At 41.0% G+C, this 14,674-nt stretch carries 13 protein-coding genes; all 13 read right to left on the reverse strand.

What is annotated here, in order from left to right:
* Positions 1 to 148: 148 nt before the first annotated feature.
* Genes K1X66_09215 through K1X66_09275 form a run of 13 tightly spaced genes read right to left on the reverse strand, consistent with a single transcriptional unit; the run spans position 149 to position 14,491 of the window.
* On the reverse strand, positions 149 to 2,545 hold the full coding sequence (locus K1X66_09215; protein MBX7158549.1) for a glucan 1,4-alpha-glucosidase: 2,397 nt from the start codon (positions 2,543 to 2,545) through the stop codon (positions 149 to 151).
* Positions 2,546 to 2,552: 7 nt separating this feature from the next.
* Entirely contained in the window at positions 2,553 to 2,831 is a 279-nt protein-coding gene (locus K1X66_09220) for a cytochrome C oxidase subunit IV family protein (protein MBX7158550.1), read from the reverse strand.
* Between the two features lie 4 nt (positions 2,832 to 2,835).
* Positions 2,836 to 3,471, reverse strand: coding sequence for a cytochrome c oxidase subunit 3 (locus tag K1X66_09225; GenBank protein MBX7158551.1), 636 nt, complete (start codon positions 3,469 to 3,471; stop codon positions 2,836 to 2,838).
* Positions 3,461 to 5,116: a cytochrome c oxidase subunit I gene (ctaD, locus tag K1X66_09230; GenBank protein MBX7158552.1), complete on the reverse strand. Its 1,656-nt coding sequence runs from the start codon at positions 5,114 to 5,116 to the stop codon at positions 3,461 to 3,463. The genes K1X66_09225 and ctaD overlap by 11 nt, the downstream gene beginning before the upstream one ends.
* Positions 5,113 to 6,066 (reverse strand): cytochrome c oxidase subunit II, encoded by a 954-nt coding sequence (gene coxB / locus K1X66_09235; GenBank protein MBX7158553.1) that lies wholly within the window; start codon positions 6,064 to 6,066, stop codon positions 5,113 to 5,115. Before coxB ends, ctaD begins: the two co-directional genes overlap by 4 nt.
* A complete protein-coding gene (locus K1X66_09240) occupies positions 6,063 to 6,830 on the reverse strand; it encodes an SCO family protein (protein MBX7158554.1) in 768 nt (255 codons plus the stop codon). The genes coxB and K1X66_09240 overlap by 4 nt, the downstream gene beginning before the upstream one ends.
* A 2-nt stretch (positions 6,831 to 6,832) precedes the next feature.
* Positions 6,833 to 7,273 (reverse strand): hypothetical protein, encoded by a 441-nt coding sequence (locus tag K1X66_09245; GenBank protein ID MBX7158555.1) that lies wholly within the window; start codon positions 7,271 to 7,273, stop codon positions 6,833 to 6,835.
* Positions 7,270 to 8,433: a hypothetical protein gene (locus K1X66_09250; GenBank protein MBX7158556.1), complete on the reverse strand. Its 1,164-nt coding sequence runs from the start codon at positions 8,431 to 8,433 to the stop codon at positions 7,270 to 7,272. Before K1X66_09250 ends, K1X66_09245 begins: the two co-directional genes overlap by 4 nt.
* Complete coding sequence (locus K1X66_09255; protein ID MBX7158557.1) at positions 8,430 to 9,029, reverse strand: cytochrome c; 600 nt, start codon at positions 9,027 to 9,029, stop codon at positions 8,430 to 8,432. Before K1X66_09255 ends, K1X66_09250 begins: the two co-directional genes overlap by 4 nt.
* Before the next feature lie 6 nt (positions 9,030 to 9,035).
* Positions 9,036 to 9,575 carry a DUF3341 domain-containing protein gene (locus K1X66_09260; GenBank protein ID MBX7158558.1) on the reverse strand — a complete coding sequence of 180 codons (540 nt, stop codon included), beginning with the start codon at positions 9,573 to 9,575 and terminating at the stop codon, positions 9,036 to 9,038.
* Positions 9,572 to 10,963, reverse strand: coding sequence for a polysulfide reductase NrfD (gene nrfD, locus K1X66_09265; GenBank protein ID MBX7158559.1), 1,392 nt, complete (start codon positions 10,961 to 10,963; stop codon positions 9,572 to 9,574). The genes K1X66_09260 and nrfD overlap by 4 nt, the downstream gene beginning before the upstream one ends.
* Positions 10,947 to 13,847: a 4Fe-4S dicluster domain-containing protein gene (locus tag K1X66_09270; protein ID MBX7158560.1), complete on the reverse strand. Its 2,901-nt coding sequence runs from the start codon at positions 13,845 to 13,847 to the stop codon at positions 10,947 to 10,949. The genes nrfD and K1X66_09270 overlap by 17 nt, the downstream gene beginning before the upstream one ends.
* Positions 13,835 to 14,491 carry a cytochrome c family protein gene (locus K1X66_09275; protein ID MBX7158561.1) on the reverse strand — a complete coding sequence of 219 codons (657 nt, stop codon included), beginning with the start codon at positions 14,489 to 14,491 and terminating at the stop codon, positions 13,835 to 13,837. The genes K1X66_09270 and K1X66_09275 overlap by 13 nt, the downstream gene beginning before the upstream one ends.
* Positions 14,492 to 14,674 lie beyond the last annotated feature (183 nt).

The raw sequence follows: 14,674 nt of genomic DNA on the forward strand, positions 1-14,674 counted from the left end.
CTGTGGACCGACAAAGGCAAAGACAAAGACGGCCAAGTCGGCAAAGTCGTCGCCCCTCAGTAACAAACTTAAGTTTCACTGAAGCTTTTCACTCAAAAGCCCTCGCTAAAAACGAGGGCTTTTTTATTCTACAAAACTATTTTAAAAACTATCTGACTTGAATTTTAAAATTTTTCCCTTCCCACCTATCACTTCTTAACCAATAAAAAGTAAATTCTATCTCACCACCCACTTCTAGTTTTTCCGTAGGTAAATCCACAAAATGAATATTAAAACCCGAATCTCGTGTCGAAGTTTCGTCCACCGTATTCCATGCATCAACAGTCCAACAAACTTTCGCTTGCGCCTTTAACTCAATTTTCAAAATTTTGCCTGCCGGCAAAAAAGCACAGGCATGATCAAATCGCCATTGAAAAAAAGGGCTAATCACCTTATCAATCTGGTAACGCTTAACAGGCTGAGGCGGCATATCGAAAACTTTCCTCTCCCGAATCGAGCGCAATAGTTTGATATACTCAGCATGCGCCCAAACCAAAGGCATAGCAGATCCGGAAGGATGGCCATTGAATAATTCTCTTTCAGGAATATCCGGCCCATCCCAAATCTGTTCTGGGAAAAAACCTCCGGGACTGGTTTGAGCTGACATGACCTTCAATAAGTGCTCAACTTCTTTAAAATTCTTTGCAGCAATTTCATAATGAGCGCGCTCCCCTGTTAATAAAGGCCAGCCTCGACCCTTACCGCTACCATCATAAGGACTACCATCATCATGCTCACCATAACCATCGTAACGATAACGATGCCATACCGGACCTGTAGCAGTTTCGGTTTTTAAGAAATGATCAACCACTTTGATCGTATTCACAATCCGCGGATCATTCGCAGCCCGCAAACCAAAATGCACCAGACCCAAAAAATCTGGACTGACCACATCAACTGTCCGAAATTCTTTTTCTCCGTCAGTTAAGTTTTTAATCGGAATGACATCATCATGAATAGAATTTAATTCCACTACTTTAGGTGAACTGATCCATACATAATACCCATCCACTTCCATTTCTTGAGCTATTGAAGTATTGGCAGCATAAGTCCATTGCTCAATATTCGTATTCCAAATATCAGCAATTTGTCGAAGATACTCAGCAGCATGATCCTCACCAACTTCTTCAGCAAAATCAGCAGCCGCCAACAACGCTGCCACTTCTGTAGCCAGAGTAAAAGGTGAAAAGCCCGTGTTCCTTTCCCATCGATCCTGCATCGTAGCCGGACCGCTAAAAATAATAAATTGAGCCGCCTGTCGAATCATCGGCCATATCTCGAGATCACCTAATCCGCGATAACGACGCAAAAGATCGGCCAATAAAATTACAAAAGCCGTTTCATCCATTTGAATCCCATGCCAAAAAGACTTCCCATTTAACCACATATTTTGTGGCCAATGACCATCCGCTTCTTGAGTGCACATCAAATAAAATAAAGTGTCGCGAGCATCTTCAACATTACCCGCTGCCAAAAAAGCCGTTGCCGCTTCCACTTGATCACGAGCCCAAACCAAATGATAACCTCCAATATTTTTATCCTGACGAGCATCACCCCACGGTATGGATAAACTCGCAATAATGCCGCCCTCAAATTTCTTCCCTTTATGCGTCTCCAAAACCGCCGTACTGACTCGATACAAATTAAAGGCATCCTTTTTGTGAGAACCCAAATTGCGACACCGACACTGATTTTGAAATTGCTTCCATTGAGAAATATAGGCTTGCATCATTTCATCGAAATCAAAAAGAAGAGAAGCCCGCGCTTCTTGACCCGCTTCATAATGATCTGACCCTAATCCCAAAACAATCACGCATTCTCCTTCGGATCTTTTCCAGTCAACTTCAGCCACCAACGCAATATTTCCATCTTTAACTTCAGGATAATACTGAGTTAGCTTTTTATGTTTTTGTAAATCCTGCCAACCATCACTAGCACCCACGTAACCACAACTTCTCCCCAGCCAGGGCACCGAACAAGCCAAAGCAAGTGCTGTATCATTATATTGAGCAAATAACATAGGTACACCTTTATAATCCCCCAACCATCCATTATTTCCACTGCCTTGATTATCTAGATGAGGCGCTAAAAGAGCATACAAATGGTAATCAGCGACGTTTCCCTGCAAGGGTTCAAATTTGATTTTTTGCACTAGAACATCTCGCTGCGGATCAGTAATGATAATTTTAGTGATGCGGTAGCGATTTTGACAACAGGTATTAACCAAGCGATAACCCGCGACACCCTCACCCAGAGGTTCAATGCAATGTGCAGTGTGACGTTTTTCTTCAGAAAAAAACTCTTTTCCATCCGTTACAATAAAACCAAAATCACGCGTATTAGCCTGATCTAGTGAGGGAAAATAAATTTCATTTAAAATACCATGAGAAATCGTAAACCAAACCCGACTGGGATTCGCGATAGCAGTGCCTACCCCCGCTTTAGCGCTCGAAGTCCAGGTGGGAGCCAAACCCGGATAGCCCGGGGGTGTGGAAGTAAGATCCATGTTCATATTATTTTCGCGTTAAATAATCAGTAAGAGAAAGAACGACTAAAAGAGTTAGCCAAAAAAACCCAATCCCCACAAATATCCAAATCAACTTTCCGTAATAACGGACATGCATGAAATAAAGAAGAATCAATAAAGCTTTTAATGATGCGATCAAAAGAGCAATGATCGGATTCAAAATCCCAAAATGAATATAAGACACACCCACCGTTAACCCCAACAAACCTAAGAGCGCAAAAAAAGTGCGACCATAAATTTTTTGAGAAACAATGTTTTCTTTCATAAAATCATCTCACTAAATACAAAAGGGGAAACAAAAAAACCCAAACAATATCCACAAAATGCCAATAAAGTCCCGCAATCTCGACAGGCATATGTTTTTCCAGTGGCAAATAATTTCTCCAAAAAAGAAAAAACATAATCCACAACACCCCAATGCCAATTAAGACATGCAAGGCATGTAAACCTGTCATAGAAAAATATAACCAGAAAAAAAGTTCTGCAATCTTTGGAGAAGCGCCATGATACTTAAAACTCACCCCTGGAACATGATATTCACGAAATTTTTCATAATATTCATACCCTTTAATGCCTAAAAAAATGCATCCCAAAAAACTGGTCAAAAGTAAAAAAAACATCAACGTTTTGCGTCGCTTTACCTTCACAGCATGCAATGCCAACGCCATCGTAAAACTGCTGCATAATAATATGCCCGTATTCAGCGCGCCAAAAAAAACTCCTAAAGAATGGCTCGCATCAATAAAAATCTTGCTATAAAGCAATCGATAAATGGCATAAGTGGCAAACAACCCACCAAAAAACATAATTTCTGTCGCCAAAAAAACCCACATCCCCAACACAGAAGTTTCTCGTTGCTGCTCTAAATCTTCAAACTGATGTGCCAACAAAATTTTATCTGACATGCATTACCTTTCTAAGCGTTTTTTCACTCGTCAATAGAGGATAAGCATGCGTTTGTTCTGTTACGATCGGCGTTTGCTCAAAATTATATTGCGAAGGTGGCGAAGCCGTTTGCCATTCCAACCCTCGAGCATCCCAAGGATTCATGGACGCCTTTTTCCCAAACCATAGTGACCATAAAAAATAAAAAATGGGCAAAACATATCCCACTCCCAAAATAGAAGCGCCTGCTGTGGAAAGAACATTATAAATTTGAAATTCCGCCGCATAAGCGTGATAACGACGCGGCATACCCAAGTAACCTGCGATAAATTGCGGAAAAAAAGTAAGATTAAATCCAATAAAAGTAATTAAAGCACTTAACTGACCCATTTTTTCGGGATAAAGTCGACCCGTTATCTTAGGCCACCAATAATGTAATCCCCCCATAAAAGCCAACACCATCCCGCCTACCATAATATAATGGAAATGCGCGATCACAAAATAAGTATCGGTCACATGCACATCCACCCCAAGCGTCGCTAAAAAAATCCCCGTCATGCCGCCTAACGTAAAAAGACCGATAAAACCTAACGCATAAATCATCGGCGTTTTCAACGAAATAGAGCCTCGATAAAGTGTAGCAGTCCAATTAAACACCTTTACCGCAGAAGGAATGGCTACCAAAAAACTTAAAAGCGAAAAAATCATTCCAGCATAAACGGATTGGCCGCTCACAAACATATGATGTCCCCAAACCAGAAAGCCCAACACCGCAATCGCTAAACTCGAAAATGCCACAAAAGTATAACCAAAAATCTGTTTGCGCGAAAAACAAGCGATTAACTCACTCACCACCCCCATGCCCGGTAAAATCATAATGTAAACTGCGGGATGGGAATAAAACCAAAAGAGATGCTGAAACAAAATGGGATCGCCACCTAAAGCCGGGTTAAAAATTCCCACTTGCCATAAACGCTCCAAAGCAATGAGAAAAAGCGTAATAGCCAAAACGGGAGTAGCCAAAACAAGAATCAGACTCGTGGCATACATCGACCAAATAAACAAAGGTAAACGCATCCAAGTTAATCCTGGCGCGCGCATTTTATGAATCGTTACAATAAAATTAAGCCCCGTTAAAATAGAAGAAAATCCCGCAACAAAGACTCCAACCACCATCATCACCACATAAGAATTAGAGTAAGCGCTACTGTAAGGCGTATAAAAAGTCCATCCTGTATCAACCCCACCAATTATAATGGAATATAAAGTCACCCCACCCCCAAAAATAAACAAATACCAACTCAATAAATTGATTCGCGGAAAAGCCACATCACGCGCTCCGAGCATCAATGGAATCACAAAATTTCCTAACGTAGCTGGAATAGAGGGAATAAGAAAAAACCAAACCATCAGCACTCCATGAATGGTAAATAACTTGTTGTAAGTATCCGCCAAAACCAAATCCCCCTCGGGAGTTAATAATTCCAACCTCATCAAAGCCGCAGCCATTGCCGCAATGAAAAAAAAGAAAATGATGGAAAATAAATATAACAGGCCAATCCGTTTATGATCTCGAGTAAAAAGCCAAGATTTCACAGAATAATTAACATTCAAATAATTTTTGGTAGCTTCAATCGAGAAATTAAACTCCTGCGCAGCATTCATGGTTTTCCCTTCCCACTTTTTGCTTTTTTCGGAGACAAATTTTTAATATAGGCAACCAATTGAAATATTTCTTCTTCCGATAAACGCCCTTCAAAACTCGGCATAATATTAGGGTATCCCGCTGCAATTTGCAGTTGTGGTAAAAGAATAGAATCTCGAATATATTTTTCGTCTGCCATTACCATGCGTCCCTCTTCTAAGGGAACAGGGCGACCAAATATCCCTTCTAACAAAGGCGCATGAAACTGTGACTGCATACTGTGACACCCGCTACAACCCAATTCTTGAAATAACTTTTGGCCAGATTGAACTAATGGTTCCGTGGGTTCACCTTCCCTTAACCAATCTTCATAATCTTTAGGCTCCATCACATGAACACGCCCAATCATATGAGAATGCATCGTCCCACAATATTCTGCACAAAAAAGATGATAACTACCAACCTTCGTCGCTTGAAACCATTCCGTGGTATAACGCCCAGGTAACACATCTTGTTTAATACGAAAAACTGGCAGAAAAAAACTGTGAATCACATCTTGCGAAGTCATGACTAATTTCACGACACTTCCCACAGGCACATGTAATTCATTAATCTCTCGATTACCTTCTGGGTGTTGAATTTTCCACATCCACTGCTTCCCGACAACATTTACTTCGATAGCCTCTTTAGGCGGCTCTTGCAAATTAACATATAAATGACTGCCCCAAGCAAAAACTGCCATGACTAATATTAAAGGAATAATAATCCAAACTAACTCGACCTTAAGCGTAGAAAATTTAAGAGGACTTCGATCAACTTTTTTACTTTCACGATATTTAAATAAGAAAAAAATCATTGGCCCAAAAACAATCAGATGCACCACAATCGTCAATGCCACCAAAAAAAGAAATAACCTATCAACCTGAGTGGCCATTGCGGAGCCTGATGCTGGAAAAAACGGAAAACTCATAACCTCTCACGGTGAGATTTCCTAATCAAAACAGCCAAACTCAAAATAGTTAAAATACCCAACAAACGTATCGAACCTAAAATAACATTTCCGTAGCGACCTGTTTCCGGATTGTAATCAAAACATAACAAAAGCAATTTTTTAACCGCAGTTCCGGTCTTCTGTTTTGCCGATCGCTCAATAGCCATTGCCAATCCTGGCGAAGGATAATTAATCCCCAAAAAATATTGCGAAACTTTTCCTTGAGAAGTCACAACAACAATTCCGCTCGGATGAGCATATTGCTTACTCCTCACATCGTATCGATAAGAAAATCCAATCTCTCGAGAAATGATATTAATCGAAGCCAAATCGCCCCTTAAAAAATGCCACCCTTTTTCAGAATTGATTTGTCCATAACGTTTCAAATATTTTTCCTTCATCGTCAATAAACGATCCTGAGTTTCCTTAGGGTCAATACTCAAATAAACCACATCAAAGGAGGCACCTGCTTTTAATGATAACCCTTGAAGACATTGCACCAAACCATCCAAAACCAACGAACACAACATGGGGCACGAGCTGTAACCCAATACAAAAATAACAGGCCTTCCCTGAAAATAATTTTTGAGCAAAACCTTTTCTCCATTTTCATCTTGAAAAGTCAAATTCAGAGATAGCGACTCGCCTAAATTTTGTTTAAAATCCAATGCTTGAAACTCATCCGGCGTAAGGGCTTGAACCACCCCTGCAGTTAAAATTAAAAACAAAGCAGCTATTTTCATATTTATTGCTCCATTTTTTGTTTTTTATTATGAATCATCTCATGAAACGTGCTCACCTTTTCTCCCGAAGGCCAAATGGGCAGTCCCTGATCCACTATCCATTTCATCGATTGTTCGATAGGAATTTGAACAATCCCTTTTTCACGATCCACCCAACCGTAGCCATTCAACTCAATTCTCTCTTTTTCCAAAAATTTCTGCATATCTTGCTTGGGAAAAACTTGCAGACGCGGAATAACGAGGCGTTGCACTTTATTTGCTTTAGAAAAAAATTCCTCTTTTTTTTCTCTTTTTTGCAGCGCCTTCAAAAGAAAAGTGGTCGCTCCATAAACCAATGCGATACCCATTACCAGCAACAGCACAAAAATAATAACAAATCGAATATTGAAATCTTTGATTTCATATCCGCGTTTTTTCGACTCATTGGAAAGATGCGAATTCATAATGTTGAAAAATTCCAGGAAAACCTAGGATCATTTTGAGGAAGCCAGACGTTTTTTCGTAAACGCAAAAAAATAAAATTAAGCCAAACCACACCCAATCCCAGCCAAACAACTATATCAAACCAATGCCACGCAATCTGCTGAGGATAAAACGAGGGGAGAACATACCAATAAACTGCCACCGCATGCACAGGAATAAAACCTAAAGCGATAACTAACAAAGAAACGGGATAACATTTTGCCTTGCGAAATAATAAAATAAAAAAAGGAATCGCGAAATGAAAGACCGCTAAAAAACCTGCTATCCACTGCCAACCATGTTGACTACGATGACGATACCAAGCAATTTCATGAGGCAAATTGCCCGAATAAATAATAAGAAGTTGTGAAAAAGTGAGATAAGTCCACAAAAGCACCAAAGCCAACAATAAATTGCCCAAATCATGATAATGTTTAGCAGACAAAACTTGTAAAAACGGGAAAGAACGACGAAATAAAAGGATAAAAACAATACTCCAAGTCAAAGCACTTAACATTTGCCCCACAATCACAAGAGCTGGGAAAATACTGGAATACCAATGCATCTCCAAAGACATCACCCAATCCACAAAAGCAAAGGTAACGGTGATTGCATAAAGGACAATTCCAGGGCCACTCAACACACGCAAACGTCGTGTAGGCGTGGGGTCCTTCCTTTCATCTTGGTCCAATGACCACTTATTTAACAACCAACCCATTACCACCCAAACGCTGAAAAACAGCAACGCCCTCAAATCAAATCCAATCGGATTCAAGTATAAACTTTGTTGACGCAAAATAGGATCTTGCCTCACCACCGACTGATTTCTCCAAACATACAAATGATCCGCTCCCAAAAGTATGGGTAAAAACAAAATCGCAAAAATGGGAAGCAAAGTAAGACCTGCTTCCAAAAATCGACGAATCACAAACCCCCATTTCCCTCCCACCAAATGGTGTAACATCAAAACTCCAAAACATCCCAACGACACACCGCTCCAAAACAAAAAACCGAAAAGATAAGCAATCAAAAACCGTCTAAGATTAAAAACCGCTCCCACAATAAAAAGCGCAATAAAAATAACTAAAAGAAACCATAAAATTTTTTGAAAACGCTCAAAAGAAAAAGAGGTTGCTTTCATTTTTGAGCCTCCAATTCAGTTCGTTTTGCTAGCGGCACTTGCTGCAGTGTGGCCGAATGACTTAATTGCAAAGCGCGAATGTAAGCTGCAACAGCCCAACGCTCCTGCGGAGTAACGCGCGAGGCATAAGAATACATCACTCCATAACCTTTCGTCATCACATCAAAAAAATAACCAATGGGAGCTTCTTTTAAACGCGCGTCATGCAAAGAAGATGGCGCCGGAAAACCGCGTTGCACAATCATGCCATTACCCTTGCCATTGAGTCCATGACACACAGAACAATAAATATTAAAGTTTTTTTGCCCAAGATGTAAAAGCTCCTCATTCAAAGGCATCGGCAATGTTTTCACATAAACGTCATTCGTTTTCCCCGTGTTAAAAGCATCATCATCTCGCCAGGGATCACGAGCTACAGTGTGAGGCACTAAAGATCGAGAAACCATTTTATCGTCAAAAAAATCGCTTTTTTCTAAAGGACGATACTTCGCATCATTATACATTTCCTGGCGACATCCCAAGTTCAACAATAAAATTCCCGCTCCGATCGCCGAAGCAATCAATGGTTTTTTTTCAAATGAAAAAAAGTTTTTCATAGCAAATTATTGGGGCACTTCGGTCACACAAATAGGATTCAGCCTCATTAAAAAATCTCGGGTTTGCTCCGTATCGAATTGAGAATCGGCGCTTTGAATGCAAAGGAAAAATCGATCAGTAGAAACTCTCGCAAACTCTGGAACATAAAAAAGAGGGTGAAACGGTTGAGGCAAACGATTAAGCGACAACATCGCAATCACTGCGCAAAAAGCAGCACTCAACACCATCAACTCAAAACTAATGGGAATAAACATCGGCCAACTATTGAGAGGTCGATTTCCAATATTAAAGGTATAGTCGACAGCCATAGAATAATATTGTAAAAAATAACCTCCAACTGCTCCCAACAATCCTCCTAACAACACCCAAATCGCTACTCCCGTTTTTTTATAACCCAGCGCCTCGGCCAATCCTTCAATGGGAAAAGGTGAATAAGCATCCATACGACGGTAACCTTGCGCAAAAGCTCGCTGCGTCGCCTCCAATAAATCGTGAGGATCACCAAATTCGGCAAGCATTCCAAATAAATCATGCGATTGATTCATGATTTTTCCTCCTTAGCGGCTAGCAATTCCCGCATTTCAAACATGGAAATGATGGGGAAAAAACGAATAAACAAAAAAATTAAAGCGATAAATAAACCGATCGAGCCAAACAAAAGCGCCCAATCATTAACACTTGGAAAATACATTCCCCAAGAAGAAGGCAAAAAATCGCGGTGAAGACTCACAATCACAATTACAAACCGCTCCAACCACATTCCAAAATTCACCGACAATGCCACCAAAAATAAGGAAAGCAAATGCGTGCGAACTCGTCGCACCCAAAGAAATTGTGGAATTGCAATGTTAAATAAAATCAACATCCAATAAAAAATTCCGTAAGGTCCCAAAGAACGGTTCACAATCAAATATTGCTCAAAAATTTCTCCGCTATACCAAGCAAAGAAAGTCTCCATAAGATAGCCGTAAGCCACAATTAGACCTGTAGCCAACATCACATTACCCATATTGTTTAGGTGACGCAGCGTGATGAAATTTTCGAGATGATAAATTTTACGAACCGGAATGATAATCGTAAGCACCATCGAAAAGCCGGAATAAATCGCGCCCGCCACAAAATAAGGCGGAAAAATCGTGGTGTGCCAACCTGGTAAAATAGAAACCGAAAAATCAAAACTTACCACGCTATGCACCGAAACCACCAAAGGCGTCGAAAGACCCGCTAAAAGCAAATAAGCCGTTTGATATCGCTTCCAATGAATAGCAGAACCTCGCCATCCCCAAGCTAAAACGCCATAGAGTTTTTGTTTCCAGGATTTCAATGCCCGATCGCGAAGCGTGGCAAAATCCGGAATTAATCCGGTATACCAAAATAAAAGAGAAACAGTAAAATAAGTGCCCACCGCAAAAACGTCCCAAACTAAAGGACTACGAAATTGAGGCCACAACCCCATCGTGTCGGGATAAGGCAACAACCAATAAAACAGCCAAGGACGCCCCAAATGCAACAAAGGAAACATGCCCGCACAAGCCACTGCAAACAATGTCATCGCTTCTGCCAACCGATTGATCGAATTTCTCCATTTTTGAAACATCAAAAGTAAAATAGCTGAAATCAACGTGCCCGCATGACCAATTCCAATCCACCACACAAAATTAACAATCGCAAAACCCCAGGCGACCGGAATGTTAACTCCCCACACTCCCACTCCCCAATAAAAAAGATAAGCCACACCCAGAAACAAAATCATTACCAAAGCAAAAGCCACTCCGAATCCTAAAAGCCAACCCTTACCATGCTGTTCTGGAAAAGTGAGTGATTCAATTTTTTGCGTGATTGATTCATAACTCTCCTGTCCACCAACTAAAAGAGTCGGGTAGCCTAGCGCAGAAACTTCACTATCAGTCTGAGAATTAATTCCCTGATTCATAACGTGGCTCCGTTTGAAGTAAAAGTGGATTAGGATTTTTTAATTGCGCGAGATAGGTCGTTCTAGGTCGGGTATTAAGCTCTTCTAACATCCCATAGTTCAACGAATGCTTTTTGAGTTTAGAAACAAGCGCCTCGGAATCATTGCCATTACCAAAAACAATAGCCTCCGCAGGACAAACCTGTGCACAAGCGGGAACAATTTCTCCATCTCGAATAGGGCGATATTCTTTTTTGGCTGCGATTCGCGCTTGATTAATCCGCTGCACACAATAAGTGCATTTTTCCATCACCCCTCGCCATCGCACCGTAACATCAGGATTTTGCATGAGCCTCAAACTTGGCTCGCGAATATCAGCGTAATGAAAAAAATTAAAACGACGCACTTTATAAGGACAATTATTCGAACAATAACGTGTACCGACACAACGATTATAAATTTGTTCATTGAGACCTTCTGCATTATGCAGCGTAGCTTCCACAGGGCACACCACTTCGCAAGGCGCATGCTCACAATGCATGCAAGGCACCGGTTGATGTTCTGCTTTGGGATTTTTTAACTCACCGCGATAATAAGAATCCACTCGAATCCAATGCATCTCTCGACCGGCGATAACTTGCCCTTTGCCAACCACGGGAATATTATTCTCCGCCTGGCATGCAATCACACACGCATTGCAACCAATGCAAGTGGTTAAATTAATTACCATGCCCCAAGCATACTCTTCCGATCGAGAAGTTTTAAAGTGATAGAGCGTCGTATCGGGCGAAGGAGTCTCAGAGAGTTCTTGAGCAAAATTCGGATTGCCCATGAAATAAGCCAGCGTGCCCGCGCGCAAAAGATTTCGCCCTTCCATCCGATGATGCGATTGAGTCACAGCCAGAGGATATTGCTTTTGAGTTTTATTTAGGATTAAACCTGTTTCCGTCCAAAGCGCATGCGAAGTTCGTAAAGTATAAGCATTCCACCCCACTTGATTTCCCACGCGTCCCGCTCGCGATCTTCCTGATCCAAGATAAAAAGTCGCCGCATAATCAGCCTGTCCCGGCATAATAAAAATAGCGGCCCTCAAGTTGCGATCGTTCAACTTCAACTCAACTACATCTTCATTTTGCAAATTAAGTTTCTTCGCCAAATGCGAGCTAATAAGCAACGGATTATCCCAAGTCACTTTAGTAAAGGGTTTAGGAATTTCTTGCAGCCAGGCATTATTGGCAAATCGACCATCCCAAAGCATGGGATCGGGACGAAAATTAATTTCTATATTTTTCTCAGAAAGTGGAAGGGAAGAAGATATCGGAGCTGTCGGCTCAAATTGGATCGGAAAATTTTTAGAGACTAAACGCGTTCCTTCAATTATTCCATCATGCAAAGCGCGTCGCCACCCTTTTTCAAAATTTGGCCAGATATTTTTTTTCTTCCAAAAACTTCGAACTAATTCGTAAGAATCCGTGATTTCCGATTGACTCACATAAGCCACCAAACTGTGCGCAGATTTTCCTTGATAAAGCGGCAAAATCAAAGGTTGGATAAGTGAAACCGTGCCATCATAAGCGCGCGCATCACCCCAGCTTTCTAAAAAATGCGTGGCTGGAATATGCCACTGACATCGCGCGGAAGTTTCATTGTAATAGGCGCTTAAATGAATCGTGTTTTCGACTGTTAGCAAGGCACTTGCAAAATCATAATCCGCAGGCGCGTTAAAGGCAGGATTTCCTTCTAAAATAATTAATGTGTCGACTTTCCTTGAATGAATCTCGGCAACGACTTCACCCAGCGATTCGATGTCTTCACTTTTATGAATCGGCGACGCATAAAAAATCGTGCGATTTAAATTTCCTAAATATTCATTAATCCAATGCACATAGGCGTGCGTTTGTGGCGATTGAAAACAACTTGCGACAACAATTGATTCTCCTCGATGATCTAAAAGTTCTTTTGCCAAAGTTTTTAACCACACTTCAATCGTGGGATCCGCCAAAAATTCGTTTCCAAAAAGCGGCCTTCCTCGCAATGCCAAAATCAAGGCATAAGTAAAATGCTCCATCCGGGTTGAAGGCAAAGGCAAACGATGATCCGCCATAGCACCGGTTAATGTGAAAGAACTCTCCACGGCATAGAGCCGACTCATTTCCACTTTTTTTTGAGATGCAACATTTCGCTGACGAGAAAATAAACGTGTATTCCGCAATCTAGCAGGATGATAAAAAAGAAAATCAGCGTCCAAAGAAACAATCACTTTAGCTCGATCCCATTCATAATGAGTTTCTGCAGGTTGCCCTAATGCAAGCTTCGCTCCTTCATAAACTGCATCACGATTTACCGGATCGTATTGACACCATCGAGCTCGAGGATATTGGGTCAATAAATTTTCTAATTGATCGACCAAAGTAGGCGAAGAAATTGTCTCGGTTAAAATTCTTAGCCCCGCGCCTTGAGTGGTTTTTTGTTTTTCTAAAATAGGAACTAATTCAGAAAGAAACCTGTCCCAATTACTGATTCGCCCCGTTCGCATCACATTTTGAGAGCGATCTGGGTCATAAAATTCTAAAATAGCCGCTTGCTCGAAAACACTCGTGCTACCCAAGCTAAAAGGATGTTGCGGATTGCCCTCAATTTTTGTGGGACGCCCTTCATGGCTTTCTGCCAAAATGCCTGTGGCAAAACCATTCAACACCATTGCGGTTGCAAAATAAAGAGGTTGTCCCGGAATTAAATTTTCCGGTTGTTTCACGTAAGGCAAAATTTGTTCTATGGGTTGTCGCGTGCACCCGTTCAATCCCGCCAATGCGATTGAAGCACTCATGATCGTCAAAAAATGACGACGTTCCATAAGACTCATCGGTTCCGAAAAATGAACCCGCTCTTTTTTTAACGATGACATAGGATGCAATCCGTTAATTGATTCACGTTGATATGGTAAGACTTCACCAAATTTTTAGCTTCAGCGGTCGATAAGGATTGGGAATTCCAATCAAAATTAAAAATTTCTTCTCGTGGACGAATTTGTTTTTGAGGCGATCGATGACAATCCAAACACCATTTCATATAAAGATTATTTTGTTGAGAAATCAGCGGCATCCGATCCACACGGCCGTGACAATTGACGCAACTAACGCCTTTCTGCACATGAATGCTGTGATTAAAATAAACAAAGTCGGGAAGATCATGGACACGGTTCCATGCAATAGGTTTTCCTGTTTGAAAACTCGCGCGCACCGGTTCTAAAATCGGAGCATCACTCCAAACTTGTGAGTGACACGTCATACAAGTCTCTGTGGATGGCATTCCAGCGAAAGCCACTTTTTCTACGGTTGTATGACAATAACGACAGTCAATTCCTAGCCCGCTAACATGATGCTCATGACTAAAAGGGACCGGTTGTTCGAGCACGACATTAACGCGCGTCCAATAAGGCGAACGATAATTAACATACCAAATCCATATTAAAAAAGAAAGAAACGCAACTCCTCCAATCAGGCTCACTTTCGCGATCACGTTCGTGTAAGGCAAAAAAATTTGCGCCATAATTCCTTTTGTTAATTTTGAAAAACCGTTTGGAACAACGAAAAACGAAAGACTACCTTTTACTTACTTAAATTTGAACAATGTCAAGCGAACCTCATAAAATGAGTTCATTTGCACAAAATGCGGTTTGAATTAAAATACAATCAGACTTTGCGGCGTTCTCACAAAAAATTATACAAAGGA

It is taken from the genome of Verrucomicrobiia bacterium (assembly GCA_019694135.1).
GTDB lineage: Bacteria > Verrucomicrobiota > Verrucomicrobiia > JADLBR01 > JAIBCM01 > JAIBCM01.

What these genes read in the sequence shown, in the direction of transcription:
- K1X66_09215 (MBX7158549.1), bottom strand. Translation starts at nt 2,545, where the DNA reads ATGGATCTTACTTCCACACCCCCGGGCTATCCGGGTTTGGCTCCCACC.
- K1X66_09220 (MBX7158550.1), bottom strand. Translation starts at nt 2,831, where the DNA reads ATGAAAGAAAACATTGTTTCTCAAAAAATTTATGGTCGCACTTTTTTT.
- K1X66_09225 (MBX7158551.1), bottom strand. Translation starts at nt 3,471, where the DNA reads ATGTCAGATAAAATTTTGTTGGCACATCAGTTTGAAGATTTAGAGCAG.
- ctaD (MBX7158552.1), bottom strand. Translation starts at nt 5,116, where the DNA reads ATGAATGCTGCGCAGGAGTTTAATTTCTCGATTGAAGCTACCAAAAAT.
- coxB (MBX7158553.1), bottom strand. Translation starts at nt 6,066, where the DNA reads ATGAGTTTTCCGTTTTTTCCAGCATCAGGCTCCGCAATGGCCACTCAG.
- K1X66_09240 (MBX7158554.1), bottom strand. Translation starts at nt 6,830, where the DNA reads ATGAAAATAGCTGCTTTGTTTTTAATTTTAACTGCAGGGGTGGTTCAA.
- K1X66_09245 (MBX7158555.1), bottom strand. Translation starts at nt 7,273, where the DNA reads ATGAATTCGCATCTTTCCAATGAGTCGAAAAAACGCGGATATGAAATC.
- K1X66_09250 (MBX7158556.1), bottom strand. Translation starts at nt 8,433, where the DNA reads ATGAAAGCAACCTCTTTTTCTTTTGAGCGTTTTCAAAAAATTTTATGG.
- K1X66_09255 (MBX7158557.1), bottom strand. Translation starts at nt 9,029, where the DNA reads ATGAAAAACTTTTTTTCATTTGAAAAAAAACCATTGATTGCTTCGGCG.
- K1X66_09260 (MBX7158558.1), bottom strand. Translation starts at nt 9,575, where the DNA reads ATGAATCAATCGCATGATTTATTTGGAATGCTTGCCGAATTTGGTGAT.
- nrfD (MBX7158559.1), bottom strand. Translation starts at nt 10,963, where the DNA reads ATGAATCAGGGAATTAATTCTCAGACTGATAGTGAAGTTTCTGCGCTA.
- K1X66_09270 (MBX7158560.1), bottom strand. Translation starts at nt 13,847, where the DNA reads ATGTCATCGTTAAAAAAAGAGCGGGTTCATTTTTCGGAACCGATGAGT.
- K1X66_09275 (MBX7158561.1), bottom strand. Translation starts at nt 14,491, where the DNA reads ATGGCGCAAATTTTTTTGCCTTACACGAACGTGATCGCGAAAGTGAGC.